This window comes from Streptomyces sp. SID3343 (assembly GCF_009865215.1).
GTDB lineage: Bacteria > Actinomycetota > Actinomycetes > Streptomycetales > Streptomycetaceae > Embleya.
The window spans coordinates 1-16,672 of the sequence record NZ_WWJX01000176.1 but is presented as its reverse complement, the minus strand read 5'-3'; the positions used below and the strand labels follow the sequence as shown (position 1 = coordinate 16,672).

General features: G+C 70.8%; 15 protein-coding genes and 2 pseudogenes. 10 read left to right on the top strand and 7 right to left on the bottom strand.

Features of this window, described 5'->3' with window-relative positions:
- Nucleotides 1–1,298: histidinol dehydrogenase (gene hisD, locus GT354_RS06250; protein ID WP_346011883.1), on the bottom strand; the 1,298-nt coding region annotated here is incomplete at its 3' end.
- A 1,341-nt stretch (nt 1,299–2,639) separates the two neighbouring features.
- Here hisD and GT354_RS06245 point away from each other — a divergent pair.
- Together GT354_RS06245 and GT354_RS56385 are read left to right on the top strand one after the other, a co-directional pair.
- A complete protein-coding gene (locus GT354_RS06245; RefSeq protein ID WP_272923763.1) occupies nt 2,640–3,239 on the top strand; it encodes a Scr1 family TA system antitoxin-like transcriptional regulator in 600 nt (199 codons plus the stop codon).
- Nucleotides 3,240–3,423: 184 nt separating this feature from the next.
- Complete coding sequence (locus GT354_RS56385) at nt 3,424–4,644, top strand: cytochrome P450 (RefSeq protein WP_161355172.1); 1,221 nt, start codon at nt 3,424–3,426, stop codon at nt 4,642–4,644.
- 1,033 nt (nt 4,645–5,677) lie between these two features.
- Here GT354_RS56385 and GT354_RS06235 read toward each other — a convergent pair.
- A pseudogene (locus tag GT354_RS06235) lies at nt 5,678–6,295 on the bottom strand (IS701 family transposase); the annotation flags it as partial.
- A gap of 19 nt (nt 6,296–6,314) precedes the next feature.
- Between GT354_RS06235 and GT354_RS06230 the strand changes: the two are divergent.
- The 3 genes and pseudogenes from GT354_RS06230 (at nt 6,315) to GT354_RS06220 (ending at nt 8,530) form a co-directional block, all read left to right on the top strand.
- Nucleotides 6,315–7,566: pseudogene (locus GT354_RS06230) on the top strand (IS701 family transposase).
- 231 nt (nt 7,567–7,797) lie between these two features.
- Nucleotides 7,798–8,049: a hypothetical protein gene (locus GT354_RS06225; RefSeq protein WP_161355171.1), complete on the top strand. Its 252-nt coding sequence runs from the start codon at nt 7,798–7,800 to the stop codon at nt 8,047–8,049.
- 103 nt (nt 8,050–8,152) lie between these two features.
- On the top strand, nt 8,153–8,530 hold the full coding sequence (locus GT354_RS06220) for a hypothetical protein (protein ID WP_161355170.1): 378 nt from the start codon (nt 8,153–8,155) through the stop codon (nt 8,528–8,530).
- 16 nt (nt 8,531–8,546) lie between these two features.
- On the opposite strand, the gene GT354_RS06215 is transcribed toward GT354_RS06220, so the two are convergent.
- From GT354_RS06215 to GT354_RS56380, 3 genes are all read right to left on the bottom strand, one after another.
- Nucleotides 8,547–8,714 (bottom strand): hypothetical protein, encoded by a 168-nt coding sequence (locus GT354_RS06215; RefSeq protein ID WP_161355169.1) that lies wholly within the window; start codon nt 8,712–8,714, stop codon nt 8,547–8,549.
- A gap of 804 nt (nt 8,715–9,518) precedes the next feature.
- Nucleotides 9,519–10,184: a transposase gene (locus GT354_RS06210; RefSeq protein ID WP_161355168.1), complete on the bottom strand. Its 666-nt coding sequence runs from the start codon at nt 10,182–10,184 to the stop codon at nt 9,519–9,521.
- Nucleotides 10,181–10,303, bottom strand: coding sequence for a hypothetical protein (locus GT354_RS56380; RefSeq protein WP_346011882.1), 123 nt, complete (start codon nt 10,301–10,303; stop codon nt 10,181–10,183). Before GT354_RS56380 ends, GT354_RS06210 begins: the two co-directional genes overlap by 4 nt.
- Nucleotides 10,304–10,487: 184 nt before the next feature.
- Here GT354_RS56380 and GT354_RS06205 point away from each other — a divergent pair, with 184 nt between their 5' ends.
- The 4 genes from GT354_RS06205 (at nt 10,488) to GT354_RS06190 (ending at nt 13,769) form a co-directional block, all read left to right on the top strand.
- The gene (locus tag GT354_RS06205; RefSeq protein WP_161355167.1) at nt 10,488–10,943 is read left to right on the top strand and encodes an antibiotic biosynthesis monooxygenase; all 456 of its coding nucleotides are present in this window, start codon (nt 10,488–10,490) and stop codon (nt 10,941–10,943) included.
- Nucleotides 10,940–11,692 (top strand): SDR family NAD(P)-dependent oxidoreductase, encoded by a 753-nt coding sequence (locus GT354_RS06200; protein ID WP_161355166.1) that lies wholly within the window; start codon nt 10,940–10,942, stop codon nt 11,690–11,692. Before GT354_RS06205 ends, GT354_RS06200 begins: the two co-directional genes overlap by 4 nt.
- Before the next feature lie 88 nt (nt 11,693–11,780).
- Nucleotides 11,781–12,614: an SDR family oxidoreductase gene (locus tag GT354_RS06195; protein WP_161355165.1), complete on the top strand. Its 834-nt coding sequence runs from the start codon at nt 11,781–11,783 to the stop codon at nt 12,612–12,614.
- 237 nt (nt 12,615–12,851) lie between these two features.
- Nucleotides 12,852–13,769, top strand: coding sequence for a LysR family transcriptional regulator (locus GT354_RS06190; protein ID WP_161355164.1), 918 nt, complete (start codon nt 12,852–12,854; stop codon nt 13,767–13,769).
- Nucleotides 13,770–14,014: 245 nt separating this feature from the next.
- On the opposite strand, the gene GT354_RS53555 is transcribed toward GT354_RS06190, so the two are convergent.
- Together GT354_RS53555 and GT354_RS06180 are read right to left on the bottom strand one after the other, a co-directional pair.
- The gene (locus GT354_RS53555) at nt 14,015–14,359 is read right to left on the bottom strand and encodes a hypothetical protein (RefSeq protein ID WP_237534428.1); all 345 of its coding nucleotides are present in this window, start codon (nt 14,357–14,359) and stop codon (nt 14,015–14,017) included.
- Between the two features lie 559 nt (nt 14,360–14,918).
- Nucleotides 14,919–15,629 carry an SDR family oxidoreductase gene (locus tag GT354_RS06180; RefSeq protein ID WP_161355163.1) on the bottom strand — a complete coding sequence of 237 codons (711 nt, stop codon included), beginning with the start codon at nt 15,627–15,629 and terminating at the stop codon, nt 14,919–14,921.
- 537 nt (nt 15,630–16,166) lie between these two features.
- Between GT354_RS06180 and GT354_RS06170 the strand changes: the two genes are divergently transcribed.
- On the top strand, nt 16,167–16,672 hold a 506-nt coding region (locus GT354_RS06170; protein WP_202511558.1), incomplete at its 3' end, for a helicase associated domain-containing protein.

Below are 16,672 nucleotides of genomic sequence, written 5' to 3'. Positions count from 1 at the left end.
GTATCCCACGTCAGCGCGTCGCCCCCGAACCGGGAGGCGCGCAGGTCGCCCGCACGCGCGTGGCCCTCGAAGAGCTCGACGCGCGCGGCTCGCCCGCACACGCGGCCCAGCTGCGCGCTGGAGGCGTCGTTGCGTATCTCCTGGTAGGTGACGGTCTTGAGGTACTTGCCGACCCACAGTCCGCCGGTGAATCGGGCCGAACCCCGGGTGGGCAACACGTGGTTGGTGCCGATCACCTTGTCGCCGTAGCTGACGCACGTGCGATCGCCCAGGAACAGAGCGCCGTAGTCGCGCATCGCGTCGAGCGCGCGACGCGGTTCGCGGGTGAGCACCTGGACGTGCTCGGACGCGTAGGTGTCCGCGACCGCGAACGCCTCGTCGAGGTCGTCGACGAGCACGATCACGCCGTGGTCGCGCCACGCCGGGGCGGCGTAGTCGCGCGTGGGCATCCCGGGCAGCAGGCGCTCGACGTGCTCGCACGCGGCCCGCGCGAGGCGTTCGCTCGTGGTGATGAGCACGGCCGGCGAGTCCGGGCCGTGTTCGGCCTGGCTGAGCAGGTCGACCGCGACGGTGAACGGGTCGGCGTACTCGTCGGCGATCACCAGGATCTCGGTGGGCCCGGCGAACAGGTCGATGCCGACCTCGCCGAACAACTGTCGCTTGGCCTCGGCCACGTACGCGTTGCCCGGGCCTGCGATCAGGTCCACCCGATCGATCGACTCGGTGCCCAGGGCCATCGCCGCGACCGCCTGTACCCCGCCGAGCAGATGGATCTCGTCGGCTCCCGCGAGGTGCAGCGCGGCCACCGTCGCGGCGGGGACCTCACCGCGGATGGGCGGCGTGCACGCGGTCACCCGGGGCACGCCGGCCACCTTCGCGGTCACCACGGTCATGTGTGCCGACGCGGTCAGCGGATAACGCCCGCCCGGCACGTAGGCCCCGGCGGCGCCCACGGGAATGTGCTTTTGACCGAGGAAGACGCCGGGCAGGGTCTCGGTCTCGAACTCGCCGAGCGAGTCGCGCTGGCACCGGGCGAACGTTCGCACCTGGTCCTGGACGAAGCGAATGTCCTCGACGACACGTTCCGGCACGGATGCCACGATCCGTTCGATGTCCTCGGCATCGAGCCGAAACGACTGCGGCGACCAGCCGTCGAACTTCTCCGAGTAGCGCCGTACGGCGTCGTCGCCGTGCCTGCGCACGTCGGCCACGACGGCGGCGACCGTCTCGCGAACGGCGGCGTCGGCCGAGTCGCCGCTGCGGGCGACACGTGCGGGTTGCCTGAGAAGTACTGCCACGAGGGTGCTTCCTCCCGTTGACGGCACCGCACGCCGATCCGGGACCGACGTACGCTGCGGGGTGGCTGAACCGGCCGGAACCCTGCGGGCTTCCCGGCGATGCCCAACCTTCATGCATACGTATTCACGATGTCAATGCCCCGGCGGTTCCCCGGTCCGGCGCGCGGGTGCGATCGCGCATCGTGGGAGCGGCTCGGCTCGGGCCGTGCGGGCGCGTTCGACGGCGATCCCCCACCATGCCCACGTTGCCGCGGCTCGCCCGTGCCCGACGCTCCCGGGCCCCGCCCGGAGACGAAGTCCCAGGGAGGCCACGAGGTGCGACGGGACGGAGAGGTGGTGGACCCGGACGAGGACGGCCGACCCGATTTCGAGCGGTTGCACGGTCGAATGGGATCGGGAACACTCCCGCACACGGGCCCCGGTCGCCGCTTCGGGCTCCCCTTCGCGGGGGCTGCCGACGCACCCGGCGCGCCGGGTGCGGCCGCGCCCGGACGCGGAGATCTTGGTGACCGCGTTCACGGCCGCCGACCGGTTGCGCCGACCCGCGTGGCTGCGTTTGCGTCCGGGTCCGACCCGTCCCGATCGAGGCGGCGTGGGCGGGTGTGGGGCTCCAAGGAGGCGAGGCAAGGTCCACGTCTCGGTGGTTGCGCGACGTCGACCGCCGCGCACGGCACTTCACCGACGAAGCGGGCACCGACTTCACGGAGTTCACCGGCCGGCATGTGCGTCGGGCGATCGCCGCCCGCCCCTCGCCGGGGGCCAGGTGCGCGGCGTCGGGTCCTCGTCGGAGACCGTGACGACGTGGATGTATCGCAACGTCTCCTCGACGCGTGCGCGAACCCCGGCCCAGATCGCCCACGGCGTCGGGACGGGTGTTGGGATCCATACCGGGGGTGACCGCCCCGCAGGCGCGCTCGCGACGGATCAACCGGGCCGGAGCGGCGGCCCCGGGTTCGGGGACAGGGCGAGGGAACCGGTGCGCAGGACGCGGATGTTCGGGTCCGGCAGGTCGGGGACAGGTCGGCGTCGACCCGGCCCCCGTCGGCGGTTGGGGCGGGGCGGAAGTCGTATCGGGCTCTTCGTTGCGCGTCGAAGTCGACGACGACCAGCCTGGAGGGCGCGCCGGCGGCGGCCGGGTGGCGTCGGTCCAAGCTGCGGACGCGAGCCGGCGGCGGATCGCGACGCCGGCTCGCGTCCGCGCCCATCCGGGCGATCGGCGCGATGGGCGTGCCCGGTTCGGTGGTCCAGGTGCGACGAGTAGTTGCCGCCACTCGATTGTGATGCGGATCTCTGGCGGGTGGAGGCTGCGGGTAGCGGCGGACCTTCAGGAGCTTCGAAGTCCTGCGGTGTCCGGGCCCGGAGTCGAGCCGGGCGGACGGGCTCGCGGACCTGTGCGCTCGCCGCCGGCAGGAGGTGTTCGGGAAGGGCAGGCGGGCGGAGGCCCGCTTCGTGCTGGACGAGGCCGCGGTGCGTCGGTGGGTCGGCGCGCCCACGAAGCCGTCGATCATGATCGACCAGCTGCGCCACATGAAGGCCCGGGTGATCGAGCACGGCATCGAGCTGCGCGTCGTCCCGTTGGATCGAGGCATGCACGCCGGGCTCCGGGGACCCGTCACGGTCTACGGGTTCGACGCGTCGTCGGGCTGGAGGACGTGGCCTTCGTCGGCGAGGCGGTGTGCATCCGGGGCGCCGAGACCGCCGAATATCTCCGCACGTTCCAGGCATCGGTACATGTCCAGGACCGTGCTGGTCCGGCGGTCCTCGGCCGCTGTCACCGAGATCCTCACCTCACCCCCGGAGCCGCCCCTGGCGGTCAAGAAATACGTGCCGGAGCCGTGCGGGCTCGTGCCGGAGCAGGACCCCCACTGGCTCGACCAACTCGCCCCCGGCGGCACCACCTCGCCGGCCACGACCGTCGCACGACCTGCCTCGCGCCCGTGACGATCCTCCGTTCCATCGCGCTGGTCCCGACCGCCACCGGCTTGTGCCGGTGATCCCATGACGGGCGAACCGGAGGACGTGCTTCGGTCGAACGTCGGATCGGGTGGGGTACCCACGCATCCGGGCGGCTCGAGGTGGGTAACGCTGCACAGGCAGCGCGGAACAGGACCGGCAACTCACCACCGTGAGAAAGACTCTCGGGCTGGAGGTCGACATCACCGGATTACCGGAATCACCGAAGCCACCCGATGCGGACCCGATCAAAGACCTCCTGACTCCTCGGGTCCTGCGCGAACCGGCGACGATTCGCGCCCGACTTCGGGAGCGGGGAGACGCCTGGTGGAGCCCGACCCTGGACTCGTGGGTCACCGCCGGTCTCGCCGAAACCACCGCGGTACTCAGGGATGCCGACCGGTTCTGCTCCGACTGGCGGCGCCTGGGAGAGGACACGCCGGACTCATCGCTGAGCGTTCAGGCGCTCGACGCACCCGAACACACCGCGGTGCGACAGGTATTGGTCGGCGCGTTCCGGGCCCAGGACTGGGCCGGCATCGAAAAACGTACGGTCGCGAGCGTCAACGAACGGTTGGCCAAGCTCGCCCGCCGTTCCTCCTTCGACTTCGTCGGCGACTTCGCCGCGCCGCTCGCGCTGGAGGCGGTCACGAACCTCCTCGGGGTCGACCCACCCGACCTCGACCGCTTCGGCCCGGTCTCGGCGGCCATCGTCGACGCGATGGACGACGGCCTGCGTCCCGAAACGGCGGAGCCGGGCACGGCCGCCCGCGCCGAGTTGGCGGAACTGACCGGTAGCTGGCTCACCGACGCGGCGAATCATCGGGGCCGGGACGGGATGGTCGACTATCTGGCCGCCCACCACGACGGCGTGAGTCGAACCGTCCTGCGCAACTCCTTGCGGGTGATTCTGCATTCGGGCTACGAGTCGTCGAGCCGCCTGCTCGGAAACGCGCTCGTCGCCTGCCTCGACGCCCCGGGCGCACTCGCGCGGCTGCGCGGCGGGGTGACCGACGCGGCTCTGCGGGAGCTGGTGCGCTTCGCCGGGCCCGTCCAGGCCGAGGCGCGCGGTTGCGTCGAGGACACGGAGGTCGGCGGGCAGCCGATCCGCCGGGGCGAGGTCGTCACGGTCCTGGTGGGCGTCGCGAACCGCGACCCGCGCGTGTTCGCCTATCCGGACACACTGGACCTGGACCGGCAACACAACCCGCACATCGGATTCGGTCGCGGCCCGCACGCCTGTCTCGGCTCACTTCCGGCCCTACTGCTGACCCGCACGGTGTTCACCGCGCTCGTGCGCGAACACCCCGGGATGGAGCCGGTCGGCGAACCGATCTTCCGTCGCAACGCCACACTGCGCGGCGTCGAGCACCTCGAACTCCGCCTGCGCTGAAGACCTTCGAGTCCCGCCCGATACGAAAGGAGGCGCACCGTGCGTCACCGTCACTGATGCCGTATTCGGGAAGACGCGACATCCGCCCGAGGCGGCGGAGCGACGTAACCTCGCCCCGCCGCCTCCCTTCGGAACCGTGCCAGGGCACCACCTGCCGGCGCACGAGACCGCGACGCCGTGACCGTGAGCCGGTTCAATGCGATCGGCCTCGTTCACGACGGGCCCGGGCGATAGCCCGGGCCCAGGCGTCCCGACCGACGGGGGGGGAGCCGCACCTGCGGAGTTCGCGTCGCGGGAAGACGCGTCTGGTTCGTGAGACGGGTGCTCGCGGTGTTGCGGCGACGGTGTCGGGACTCGGTCGGGTCGACGTGGGTTGGTGCGGGACGGTGCGGAACCGGGCGACGCCACGCGTAACGAGCGCACGGTATCGGCGCCCACGACGGCATTGACGCGCTTGACCAACGCGCCTTCCAGCAAGCGTAGGTGGTTGATGTGGGGTGCAGGTCGAGGCCGCCGGTGTCGGGGGCGCAGTGGCCGGCGATGACCTCGTCGGCGACCCGGGGCAGTCGAGCTCCTGCCCCGTCGGCTCGCGATCCTCGGTGAGATCTAAGCCGTCCGAGTGGGCCGCTGGTCCTCACGGCCACCTGGTCGAGTCGGAGCGGTTTCGGCGTGGTTCGAGCATCCGGCACTTTCTTGGTGCGGGAGAAATGCCGCAGGCTGAGCGTATGGTGCGGTGGATTGTTTCGCGCCGCCGCGGACCGGTGGACCTGAATCCTGATCGCCGCCCACGCGCAACTTTTCCTCGCCCAACCGCTCGCCGGGGACCTGGTATTGCAACCGCAGTTGATGTGATGAGGTCACAGCTCATGGCTGTGGCCTCGTCGTTTGTAGTGGCTGCTGCGTGCGCGGTGTTGGGATCGTCGTCGCCGGTGGGACCAGTGCAGGACATGGGTGATCGTCGGTGGGTGCCGGTCGATGAGGCGGGCGACGAGTCGGCGGATCTCGGGCAGGCTCAGCGGGACGAGCCCGTGTCGAGGGTGGTGCCGTCGGGCGCGAAGCACACGTAGTAGGCGATCTCGGTGCGGTCCTTGAGGCTGCGACGCGCGGGCACCCAGAGTTCGACGCCCTCCTCCCGCCACGGGCGGATCGGCGCGCGTGCCCAGTCGTAGACGCGTTCGCCGTGCGCGCCCCTGCCGCACGAGCGGCGCTTCCACGCCTGCCGGGGCAGGGCCGCGACCAGCGCGTAGACCGGGTGTTCAACGAACATCCCGGTCACCACGGTGTCGTTGCGCCTGGTCGCGAGCACGTGGAAGACGCCGCGTTGCTCCAGCCAGGACCGCAGTCCCTTGACCTGCCCGTATGCCTCGTCGGCGGTCAGCCACGCGAACGGCACCCGCGCGGCCAGGGCGCGGGTGACCATGGCCTTGGCGTGCTCGATCCTCGTCGCGAATCCCACCGTGTCCGGAACCGCCGCCGCCCGGCAGCGGTCCCGGTCGTCCGTCCACGACCTCGGCAGACACAGCTCGCGGTCGATCAGCGTGTGCCCGCCCGGGGCCGCGTAGGCGAGGAACGTGCCGACCTGGCAGTTCTCGATCCGCCCGGCGGTTCCGGTGTACTGCCGCTGGACACCGGCCGAGGCGGTGCCTTCTTCTTGATGTCATGGTTCGGGCATGCTGGTCGACGTGAACTTGGGGGAGATCGAGGAACTGCGGCCCGAGTTGGCCGTGTTCGTGGCCGAGGTGTTCGCGTCGGTGGTGCGGAAGGACACGCGTGGGTGGGGTGACTGCTATCTGCGCGGGTTGATGCTGGACGGCCGCAGGAAGTCGATCCAGCCGATGGCGGATCGGTTGCCGGACGGGGACATGCAGTCGTTGCAGCAGTTCGTGAACCAGTCGCCGTGGGACCACGCGGCGGTGTTGCGAGCGGTCGCGCTCAAGACGGTTCCGACCGTGGATCCCGAGGAGGTGTGGGTGATCGACGACGTGTCCTTTCCCAAGGACGGGCGCATGTCGGTGGCGGTGGCCCGGCAGTGGTGCGGGGCGCTGGGGAAGCAGTCGAACTGCCAGGTCGCGGTGAGCCTGCACGCCGCCTCCGACCGCGCGTCGGTGCCGATCTCGTGGCGGCTGTTCGTCCCCGCAGGGTGGGACACCGACGTCGAACGCCGGGCGAGGGCCGGGATCCCGGACGGGATCGGCCGTCGGGAGAAGTGGCGTCGGGCACTGGGCCTGATCGACGAGGCGATCGCCTGGGGTCTGCCCCCGAGGACGATCGTCGCCGACGCCGGATACGGACAGAACAACCTGTTCCGACAGGCCTTGATCGAGCGGGGTCTGGACTTCGTCGTCGCGGTCCGCGCGGACGAGTCCGTCCACCCGCACGAGGCCGTGCCGGTCGCACCCGCCTGGAGCGGCCGCGGTCGGCGACCGGTGGTCCGGTACCGCACGAGCGTCTCCTCGCTCAGGACCGTCGCGGTCGAACCCGGACGCCGCGACTACCGGCGATCGACCTGGCGCCACGGCTCCAAGGGCCCGATGCGGTCCAGGTTTCGGACCGCGACCGTGCGCCCGGCCGGGAAGCAGGCCCGCGCCCACACCATCGACCGGGCGGGAGGATCCGCCGCCTGGGGCGGGGTCCTGCCCGCGTTCACCCTGCTCACCGAGTGGCCCGTCGGGCAGAAGGCGCCCACCGAGTACCGGCTCACGAACCTGCCCGCCGCCACCACTCCGCGGCTGCTCGTCCGCCTGGCGAAGATGCGGTGGCGGATAGAGCACGACTACCGCGAGATGAAACACGGGCTCGGGCTGGATCACTTCGAGGGCCGGACATGGCGCGGCTGGCACCACCACGTCGCCCTGGTCACCGCCGCCCACGCCTTACTTCACCCTCCACCGGCTCCACCCCAAAGCCCACACGCCGGCCTGACGCTCTACCAGGTCCTCGACGCGTTCCAAGACCTCCTGAGCTGCTGGACCGGCATCTGCCACACCTGCGAACGTCCCCTCCCCGCAAGGAAATCCACCCGCCATACACGACCATCCACCCCAACCTAACGAAGTACTACCAGTGGAGCGCCACGGCAGGAACACCGTCGAGTACGCCCGTGTCGTTGTCCCGGGCGGGGCGACGGTGTGTGGTGAGCGGATCGTCGTCTCGGTGAGCAACTTCGGCTCGCTGGCCATGGTGGCGGCGGAGAATCCCGGCGCGTATCTGGACACGGACGATGCGCGGGGGGAAGGCGTGCTGGACGTCGGGGACCTCGCCACCGTGGAACGCGCTCTGATCGTCACCGGATATGTGGTGGTGTCGGAAGAACTGCTTCACACCCTGTACGACGGACCCGCGCCGCTGCGCAAGGACGAGCGGTGGCCGCCCACCTGGTGGGACCGCTACTTCGGCCACGCGTAGGCCCACGCCCCCAGGTTGCGTGCCCGAATCCGTCATCCTGGGTGGCGTCCAACACGCCGGCGACCACGTCCTCACCCGACGGGTGGGGAAAGGCAGGCCTGTCGTGACCGACGACTCCGGCGGTGCAGGGAGGATGGCGCCCCCGGTGCTCACCGCCCGGGCAAACGCGTCGGCCGAGGACGTGGACGTCGCCTCGCGCTACTGGCAATGGGTCTCCTACGGGCTCGGGGAGACGACACGCTGGGTCGAGAGCGTCTCGGGGATCGCACCGGATGCGCGGATGATCGCGCTGACGTCCGTGGCGGCCGTGGTGCCCGGGCCCGCGTGCGTGCGATGCGGTGGGCCGTTGACGTTGTCCTCGCGCGCTGCGTTCGACCGGGTGTATCGCACCGGGCTCACCGCGCAGGAGGGTTGCGTCGACTGCGACGCGGACCGGTGCCGCTCTTGGCGTGTCCGTCCGGCGCGAGGAGTTCGGCCGTGAACCTGAGGCCGACCGGTCACATGCGCACGCTGTTGGTCGGGTCGTCCGGGTTGACGTCGACGCGGTGCTTCAAGCCCCCGCGGAAGTCCACGGAGACCGTGTTGGTCCCGATCTGCAGAGTGGTGTTGACGGCGAGCGAGCTGCACGGAATCTCGGCGCCGATCGGCGAAGTGCGGACACGCATGATCCTTCGCGTAGACGGGGCGGGACGGGGACTCGTCCCGCACACCCCACCCTTGGACCCTCCCCCGCCCGAAGCCGGGATCGCCACCCGCACAGCCTCCGGGTGCACCCCAACGTGCCACCTGGCCGCCCATCCGTCGAGGCCCGGCACGCGCTCCCTGGTCGACGGCGGAGCGGTCCTCGGCGGGCACGGGCGTTCGGTGATGCCCGGATCGGCGCGGACGTCCGTACGGCCTCGGGCTGTTCGAACCGGACGACCTTCCGCCCACCGATCGCAGCCACCAGCCATGGCGCATCCGCCACGCCCGCACCGATTGTCATCTGACACTCCCTCATCCGTCACAGGCGATCGCGCGATCGCCAACCCCATGATCGGGCGGTTGCGCTCAGTCCTCTCCCCGATGTGATTTCAGAGGCCGTTGCCCTATCGAACGTGATCGCTGAGTTTCCGCTGGTCAGGCGTGAACTCGGTTGCTGTGCGGGAGAGATCACCGCGTCGGGATGTCTCGCTCGTGGGGGTTGTTGTGGCGTCGGTGATGGGGTTGTTGGAGGCACGGGAGACGGCCGCGCGGGTTCGGGTCGAGAAACTGCGCGCGGAGGTGGAGCGGGTGTCGACCGCGTTGCGGGAGGTCGAGGCGGTGTCGGAACGGCGGGTGATCCCGGTCGCGGAGGCTCTCGATGGGCCGGCGTGCACGGGGGACGCCGAGAGCGCGGTTCCGGGGCCGGCGGCGGTGAAGGCCGTGGTGCAGGGGTCGGTGGGGCCGTATCGGCGCGAGGGGGTGGCGGCCGAGGTTCTCGCGGCGGATTACCGGCGGATCGTGGTTCTGGTGGACCAGGCGGGTCCGGCGGGGTCGCGGGTGAAGGACCTCGCGCTTGGGCTGGGGCTTGGGCTGGGGCTGGACATGGTTCCGGGAAAGTTGGAGGGGGTGCGATCGAAGGCGAAGCGCCTGGTGGCGCGGGGATGGCCGGCCGAACAGGTCCCGGGGGTGTTCACGCCGCGGCTCGGGGACAGGTCGCGGCGGCGTGGCGGGCCAGACGGCGGGTCATGAGCATGGTCATCGACCAGTGGACGATCGCTTCGCTGCTGATCGGCAGGGTTTCGTAGTCGCGGGCCAGGGCGGCGTGAGCGCATCAGTCGGCCGAGCGTCCGCTCGACCACCCAGCGGCGGGGCAGCACGGTGAATCCGGCGGCGCGGTCGCTGCGCTTGACCACCGTCAAGGCAATCCGGAGCGTCTCGGCGGCCCAGTCGATCAGGGCGCCGGTGTAGGCGCCGTCGGCCCACACGAGCCGGATCTTGCGGTGGGCCGCGCGCAGTCGAGCGAGCATCGCGTGGGCCGCCGTGCAGTCGGCGACGTCGGCCGGGGTGACCAGCACCGAGAGCAGCAGACCGAGGCAATCGACGATGACAGCGAGGCAGCGCCGCAGGTCGTCGATGCCCAGCGGGAGTGCCTGGACCGGGCCCGGTTTCACGCCGGGGTCGTGGCCTGCTCGCGGGCGCGGTCGGTGACGACCACGCGGGCGGTGACGGTGTCCTCGGCGTCCAAAGGGCTGCCGCGAGCATCGCGGTGTGCCTGCCGAGCACGCGTCACGGCCGGGTTCGAACCGGACGACGTTCGGTGCGGGCTGTGCCCCACATTCCGCGAGGCGTGTCCGCGTCGAGACCTCTGTTGCCATGCGTAGATCGCATGCTTGTGATGACAAACCATCGCTTGTGCGCATGGATCAGTGGGGCCATCTTGGAGATGTCCCCACCGCGACGACAAGGAGAGAGCAGTGAGCCCGTCAGCAGACAGCACCATCGGAGGCGAGGGCGGCACCGTGCATCCGGACCGGAAGCTGAACCACGCCGTGCCGAGCGCGGAACCGGTCTGCCTCGTCACCCGGTTCTCCGCCGTCGACGACACGGCAGCCCGGGGGTTGTTCGACGAGCTGCGCGCCATCGCAGTGTCGGTCGTGGCCGAGCCCGGTCACCTCACCTACAGCGTCTTCGCCGACCGGGACGACCCCAAGAACCTCTATGTGATCGAGACCTGGGCCGGCGCCTCGGACGCACGGCGGCACGAGGACCTTGTCCTCGGCAACGGCACCGTGGAGCGCGTAACTCCGCTTCTGGCGGGACCGCTGCGGACGCTGACCCTGCGGCCCGTCGCAACCGACAGCGCCACACACCAGCCGGCACCAGTCAAGGGCCGTGCCGGATCCAACGGCAAGGAAGCCGAACCATCATGAGGACGACAGGACGCAAGATACTGATCACCGGTGCCGGGACAGGCATGGGTCTGGAGGCCGCCAGGCGATTCAGCGACACGGGCAGCCGCGTCATCATGGTCGCGCGCAACGCGGAGCGCCTGCGCACCGAGGCCGCGCGCCTTTCGGGCGCCGTCGCGTTCGCCTGCGACATCTCCGACGAAGAGCAGGTCGCACGCCTGGTGAAGTCCGTCGCGGCGGAACACCCCGACCTCGACACCGTGCTGCTCAACGCAGGGGTGACCCACACCTACAAGCTGTTCGGTATCGAGGACGCGGCCGCCCACGCGGAAGTCGAGATGCGTACGAACTACCTCTCGGCCGTCCGGCTGATCGACGGCTTCGTCCCGCTGCTGCAGCGACAGGCCGACCCCGCGCTGATCATCACCACCTCCGGAGTCGCCTTCGCCCCGGACATCACCAACCCGACCTACAGCGCCACCAAAGCGGCGCTGCACTCCCTGACCCAGTCGGTCCGGCTCCAGCTCGAACGCGACGGTTCGCCGATCAGCGTCTTCGAGTTCATGGCCCCCCTCGTGGACTCCCCCTTCTCGGCCGGTGTCGTTTCCGACCGGAAGGTGTCGGCCTCCGACGCGGTCGCGGAGCTGTTCGACGCGCTGGAGCGCGACGAGTTCGAGCTCCACGCCGGCCTGACGAAGGACATCTATGAGGCGCTGCGCCGCTCCTCCGACGCGGCAGTGCGCGCCGTGAACGCCGCGACCGGCGGCTGACACCAGCCACGCACGCCCGCACCGGCACCGGCAGTCCCCGCCGCCGCCCACCACGACATCCGGCACGACCAATTACAGGAGAACAACCATGACCACCTGGCTCATCACCGGAGCGTCCCGCGGCATCGGCCGTGAGATGGCCGAGCAGGCCCTGACGCGCGGCGACCGCGTCGCCGCCACCCTGCGCCGCCCCGAGCAACTCGACGACCTCGCCGAAAAGTTCGGCGACCGTCTGTGGCGCGCACGCCTGGACGTGACCGACAACGCCCAGATCGAGGACGTGATGGCGCGGGCGTTCGCGGACCACGAGCGCATAGACGTAGTCGTCTCGAACGCCGGCCTCGGCGTCTTCGGCGCCGGCGAGGACCTCAGCGACGAGCAGGTCGAGGGCACCATCGCCACGAATCTCACCGGCTCGATCCAACTCGCCCGCCGTGCCGTCCCACACCTTCGCGCACAGGGCGGGGGCGTCTTCGTCCAGATGTCGAGCATGGGCGGCCACATCACCTTCCCCGGCTTCGCGATCTACCACGCCACCAAGTGGGGAGTAGAAGGATACTTCGAGGCGCTGGCCCCAGAGATCGAGCCGTTCGGGATCAAGACGATCCTCGTGGAGCCCGGAATGGTACGCACGAGCTTCTACGACGCGGCCGCGCGGATCCCGCCGAGCGAGCCGTACCGCGGCGGTCCGGCCGACGCTCCCGAGCCGCGGGTCCAGGACATGGTCGCCAGCCAGTCCGGCGTCGCCCACGCCACGATCGAGGCTGCACTGTCCGACAACCCGCCGCTGCGCCTGCTGCTCAACTCCGACGCCTACGAAGCCGTCACCACCACGGTCCGTGGCCGGCTCGCGTCGCTCGAAAGCCGGCGCGAGGCCGCCTACGCCGCGGACGCCGAGTACCCGGCGCCGCTCGGCGTCTGAACGAGACATGCCGGCAAGCCCGTAACCGAGCGACCGGCAAGGAAGCAGACGAGGGCGGGTCCCGCGCCAAGGACGCGCGAGGGCCCGCCCTCGCGCGTCCGTCCCTCGCACGCCCCCCGGCCCTGCGCGTCCTCGCGCATACGCCTCCTCACCCATCCCGCCCTCGCCTCGCCGCGCCATGCGCGGCATGAAGGGTCACACTTTGCCGGCCCCACGCCTCACGCATATCGTCCGACCATGCCGGAACTGACGCTGACGGGCCTGCGGGTCACACTCGAAGTCGCTCGGCGCGGGTCCTTCACCGCGGCCGCCGAGGCACTCGGCTACACGCAGTCCGCGGTCTCCCGCCAGATCATCGCCACGGAAGCCGCCGTGGGCGCCCCGCTGTTCGAGCGGCACGCCCGCGGGGTCCGGCCCACGCAGTCCGGCGAGGCCCTGCTGCGCCACGCGCGCCACATGCTCGCGCATGTAGAGGCGGCGGAACTGGAGATCGCCGGGCTCCGCGACCGCATCGCGGGCCGCCTGGCCGTCGGCGCCTACCCGACCGCGGCGGCCATGCTCGTGCCCCGAGCCATCGCACGCCTGCAAAAGGCACACCCGGCCCTCACCGTCACCCTGTGGGAGGCGGGCAGTCCCGCACAGCTACGCCGCATTCGCGCCGGACGCATCGAGATGGCCGTGGTGGCGATCGGGGAGGGGCTGCCCGACTACGACTTCGACGGGCTGCGCATCGAGGTCGTACGCACCGGCCGCGGAATGGGCGTGGCAGTCCACGCGGACCATCCGCTGGCCTCACGGGACGAAGTGCACGTCGACGACCTGGCGCAGGAGGCGTGGATTGTCGGGACCGGCCAAGAGGGCGAACCCCAGTTCGGCGCCTGGCCCACCCTTGAAGCTCCGCGCGTGGCCTACGAGGCCCGCGGCTGGCAGACACGCCTGGGCCTCGTCGCCGCGGGGCTGGGCATATCGGTCCTGCCCGGCCTGGCCGCGGACACCGTCCCGCGCGGCGTGAAGTGGCTGCGCGTCGAGGATCCCGCGCTCGTGCTCAAGAGAGAGACCGTGATGGTCACGGCCACCGACGCGTCGAGCGCCGCGAGAGCCATGCTCCAGGCCATGCGCGACGAGATCAGCGGACCCGCCACGGAGCCCGAGTGAGACCGGGTGCCCTCACGCAGGCGCCGTTGGGTGAGACGACCTTGCGTTGCACGATGGAGAAGAAGACCTCTATCCGGTTCACCCAGGAGGCGTGGACCGGGGTGTGGACCAGGACGGCGTTCGGGAACCGGGCGGCCGGGCGGTCGACGGCCTTCTGCCGCAGTGCGAGGAGCCGTTGTCGACGACCCGGAAGACGCGCTTCGCGCCGGCGTGGGGCTCCTGTGTCATGACCCGTTCGACCAGGGTCATGAACGGCACGATGCCGGTGGTGGCTTCGCAGCGGCCGAAGACTGTGGCCTGGTGGACGTCGTAGGCGGCCAGATAGGCCACGGTTCCGCCGCGGCCGCGTACTCGTGGCCGACCCGCATCGCCCTGGCCTGTCCGGGGGCCAGGGTGGGGTGGCAGCGGCAGCGGGCCTGGATCGAGGTCTTCTCGTCGCTGGAGATCACGTACTCGTCCTCGCCGAGCGGCTCGCCTTCACAGGTCCGGGCGTACAGGTCAAGGATGCGTTGGGCCTCGGCGCGGAAGTTGGGGTCGCGGATGAAGATCCAGGACCGGTACTGCCAGGGCTTGAGTGCGTCCTGGCGCAACCGGCGGCCGCACGGTGGATGCGGAGCTGCTGCCGGTGACGCCGCGCGCGCTCGGCTCGGCAGCCGGTTCCGGGCACCAGTGCGACAGCGGGACCCCGGTCTCGGCCGGGAACCGGCAGGCCAAGGCCTCGACCTCGGCGACCTGCACGGGGGGAAGCCGGCAGGCCGCCGTCGGCGAAGCGGTCCCGCCGGGTGCGCACCGTGTCCAGGTGCAGTCCGGTCTCGTGGGCGATGCGGGCGTTGGAGCGCCCCCCGGGCCGCGCGCAGCACGACCTGCGCGCGCATCCGGGCCTGGTGAGCGGTCCTGTGGCCGTAGGCCGCCTTTTTCGGCCGGTGGCGCTCGGCGGCGGTCAGTAGGATCCTGGCGGCGCCGGCAACGGGTATGGGGGCAGGGATACCAGGACACGATCCTGCCCACCGGCGGCTTCGCCGCAACCCCCGAGGACGCTCTCGACTGCGCCTGCGTCCTCTACCGCCCCCACCCCGGCCAGTCACCCCCCGCGCGCACCCTGACGTCACGTCAATTCCGGAAGCCTGGCGTCAGGCGACCGCTGAACGGTCAGGCGGCGGGAACCGTCTGCGGGTAGAGCACGCTCGGGTCGGCGGAGAGGGCGGCCTTGAGCTGGACGGAGTTGTCGTCGGCGAGGATCTCCATCCTCCCGGCCTCGATGCCGTCGAGGGCGGCGCGTACGACGTCGGCGGGGTCGTTCTTCTCCACCTCCCACCCGGCCATCATGTCCGTGTCGGTGCTGGCCAGGTGCAGACCTGTCACCGTGGTCCCCTGGCCTGCGAGTTCGAGGCGGATGCCGTTGGTGAGGCTCCACGCAGCCGCCTTCGACGCGCTGTAGGCGTTGGCCCCGTCGTAGGAAAGCCAGGACATCGCCGACAGGACGTTGAGAATCGCCCCGCCGTCGTTGGCGGCCAGGACGGGGGCGAACGCCCGGACCACGTTGAGGGTGCCGTAGTAGTTGGTGTCCATCTCCAGCCGGATCTTCTCGGGGTCCCCGGTGACGAGGTTCTGCTGGGTGAAGACGCCGGCATTGTTGATCAGGAGAGTGACGTCCGAGGCTGCGCCCGCCGCTTCGGCGACCGACTTCGGATCGGTGATGTCGAGCCTCAGCACCTCCAGGCCGGGGAGGTCGATGAGCTGGGGGGTGCGCGCGGTCGCGTAGACCTTGGTGGCGCCCCGCTGCAGGAGTTGCTGGGCGAAGTGCCTGCCGATGCCGCGGTTGGCGCCGGTGACGAGGGCGACGGAACCGTTGATCTTCATGGAGGTCTCCTGGCAGTGGTGGGGTGAGTCCTGTCCGGGCTCTTCACGGCCCAAGCTAAAACCTGACGTTGATGTGAGAGGCAAGGAATGTGATCCAGGTCATGGAGGAGGCGTCGACGCGCATCGGCGAGCCGGGCGCCAGGGCGGGCGTGAGCATGCGGGCACTGCGCTACTACGAAGAGCAGAATCTGCCGGCCTCGGTACGCAGAGAGGGGTTTCCGGCATCCTCGCGAAGGACGCGAAGTGCGGCCTTGAAGGCCTCCACGGCGGAACCGCTATGCGACACGGGCAGTTCGCAGCCGCTGGGCGCCTGCGGCCCGGACCCCGCACCGAACACTTTCGCATCTGGCATCTCGCCGGCGTAGACACGGCGTTCGCCTCGCGCAGCCAGTCCCCGAACCCCTCCCCCGAACTCCCCGGATCGGTCCCACCACCCGGCCCGCGTCGGCCGGACCGACCCGCGAGGAGACACGATGAACCCCAGGCGCCCCGACCACGCGACTCCCGATACCGCCTCCGCGTCGGTGGATTTCCGAGATGCGCGCCGAATACGCGAAAGGCCACCTGGACCCGAAACAGGTCGCACGTCTGGAAGAGCTGGGGTTGGTGTGGTCGGTGCACGACCAGGCGTGGGAGGACGGGCTGGCCATAGCATGTGAATACGCCCGTCGGCATGGCACGTTGGCCGCGCCGATCGACGCCGTCGTGGACGGCTACCCCATCGGGAAGTGGCTGGAGAACCGCAGGGCCCAGGGCCGGCGCGGCGGCTTGGCCGCCGGGCGGCGGGAGGCGCTCGACGCACTGGCCGAGGGCGAGGAATGGCGCCTGGCACACTGGCCCGTCGCCCGGCAACGCCACGCCACCCACGCCGCCGACTACCTCGCCGAATACCTCGCCGAATACGGAGAACGAAACGAGACGGGCGAGCGAGACGCGACAGGCGAGAAAGGCGAGGGGCCGCGGCTGGACGACGTCGCCCTAGGCGTCGTGCATCGCGGCACGCCGATCGGGCGGTGGGTCGCCCGGCAGCGGTCCGGCTGGGA

Excerpts from the sequence above, each read along its gene's own strand:
- GT354_RS06215 (WP_161355169.1), bottom strand. The coding sequence starts at position 8,714 with ATGCGTGTCCGCACTTCGCCGATCGGCGCCGAGATTCCGTGCAGCTCG.
- GT354_RS06200 (WP_161355166.1), top strand. The coding sequence starts at position 10,940 with ATGAGGACGACAGGACGCAAGATACTGATCACCGGTGCCGGGACAGGC.
- GT354_RS06195 (WP_161355165.1), top strand. The coding sequence starts at position 11,781 with ATGACCACCTGGCTCATCACCGGAGCGTCCCGCGGCATCGGCCGTGAG.
- GT354_RS06190 (WP_161355164.1), top strand. The coding sequence starts at position 12,852 with ATGCCGGAACTGACGCTGACGGGCCTGCGGGTCACACTCGAAGTCGCT.
- GT354_RS06180 (WP_161355163.1), bottom strand. The coding sequence starts at position 15,629 with ATGAAGATCAACGGTTCCGTCGCCCTCGTCACCGGCGCCAACCGCGGC.